At 47.3% G+C, this 1,327-nt stretch carries 2 protein-coding genes and 1 tRNA gene; all 3 read left to right on the top strand.

Annotated elements, in window-relative coordinates:
• The first annotated feature begins 51 nt into the window (after window positions 1-51).
• The 3 genes from B2633_RS11625 to B2633_RS11615 all read left to right on the top strand — a co-directional run bounded on the left by B2633_RS11625 (window position 52) and on the right by B2633_RS11615 (window position 1,289).
• Window positions 52-127, top strand: a tRNA-Lys gene (locus tag B2633_RS11625).
• Window positions 128-808: 681 nt separating this feature from the next.
• Window positions 809-1,177, top strand: a complete 369-nt coding sequence (locus B2633_RS11620; RefSeq protein ID WP_483170834.1) for a YkvA family protein — start codon at window positions 809-811, stop codon at window positions 1,175-1,177.
• The gene (locus B2633_RS11615) at window positions 1,167-1,289 is read left to right on the top strand and encodes a hypothetical protein (protein ID WP_483170833.1); all 123 of its coding nucleotides are present in this window, start codon (window positions 1,167-1,169) and stop codon (window positions 1,287-1,289) included. Before B2633_RS11620 ends, B2633_RS11615 begins: the two co-directional genes overlap by 11 nt.
• The last annotated feature ends 38 nt before the right edge of the window (window positions 1,290-1,327 follow it).

Raw genomic sequence — 1,327 nt, 5'->3', positions numbered from 1 at the left:
TTGACTCCGTCATTCGTTGGTTCGAATCCATCCACCCCAGCCATATATTACGGGCCATTAGCTCAGCAGGTAGAGCACCTGACTTTTAATCAGGGTGTCGGAGGTTCGAATCCTCCATGGCTCACCATTAGAAAACAAGCAGCCTCCGAACTTCGGAGGCTTTTTTGTGACCTTTTCGTTCTTAGAAAATGGACGGGGCGGGTTCAGAACTGGGACAGTAGGGAGTTGTAGTTTCCTTTTGCTTTATATGCCACTTATTTTGATCTAATCCATTCGATGAGCAGAGAAACTAAAAAGGACACAATATAACCTGCAACAAAATACAAACCCGCCTGTACAGGTATAGATGGATATGTTTCATTATATAGGTTTGGAAACATAATCCGTGGGATAATTATACCTCCTAAAGTTATTCCTATACTTGGTCCGATAGCAAATTTTAATGCTCGTCTAAACATTTTTATCACCTTTTCATACTTCGCTTTATATACTAATGTTCATTATATCAAGCTTGCCAAGCAGGTGGCGGTGCCGGTTCTTGAAACGCCACGATCTTCCGCCAGTTTCCTTTCACTCGTTGCGTCACTTGTCCGTCGCTCTCGTGATAAAAGCTGGGGGTTCTTACCACAAGAAATCGCGCCGCTGGCGCGGTTTTTACTTTGCTGTATTGACCTGATAATGCCGTCTTTAATACAATTTAACGGTAGCCGGTTTCACCTTTTCAAAGGGCTGCAAACCGCTCCAGGGGGATGCAAGCCTGAAACCCGCCGCCAAATAGGAACACACGAAGGAGGTGCGCTGACGATATATGAAGATAAAGGAGCGCGCCAAGCGCCTTAAAACCGATATCCCTGCCGTGTTTCTCGCCTTGAAAAGAAAAGAAACGCCCCTGCTTGCCAAGTTGCTGGCGGCGTTTACGGTGGCGTATGCGCTTTCTCCCCTTGATTTCATCCCCGACTTTATACCCGTCATTGGGCTGTTGGACGATGTGATTCTACTGTCCGGTTTAATTGCGCTCACAGTTAAGTTGATTCCTGCGGAAGTGTTTGCGGAGTGCCGCAAAGAAGCCGCTGACTTATGGTCGGACGGCAAACCGAAAAAATGGTATTACGCATTGCCTATCGTCCTGATATGGCTGTTGCTGATTTTCATCATTGTAAAAAGTATTGGGCTGTAACGTATTCATCTACGCCCGGGTGACCCTGCCGGGCCGGCAGGGTCAGCTTGTTGACAAGGTCAACGAGCTGGGCAGAGCGAGCGACGGAAGCGAAGAACAAGGCGCTCAATAGGCCCACGATTGAGGCGTACAAATAGTACGTTGATTGAG

The organism is Syntrophomonas sp. UBA1041 (assembly GCF_002316705.1).
Lineage (GTDB): Bacteria > Bacillota > Syntrophomonadia > Syntrophomonadales > Syntrophomonadaceae > DTU019.
This window is presented reverse-complemented; position numbering and strand designations above follow the sequence as displayed.

Coding starts and splice junctions, on each gene's coding strand:
- B2633_RS11620 (WP_483170834.1), top strand. CDS start 809: ATGAAGATAAAGGAGCGCGCCAAGCGCCTTAAAACCGATATCCCTGCC.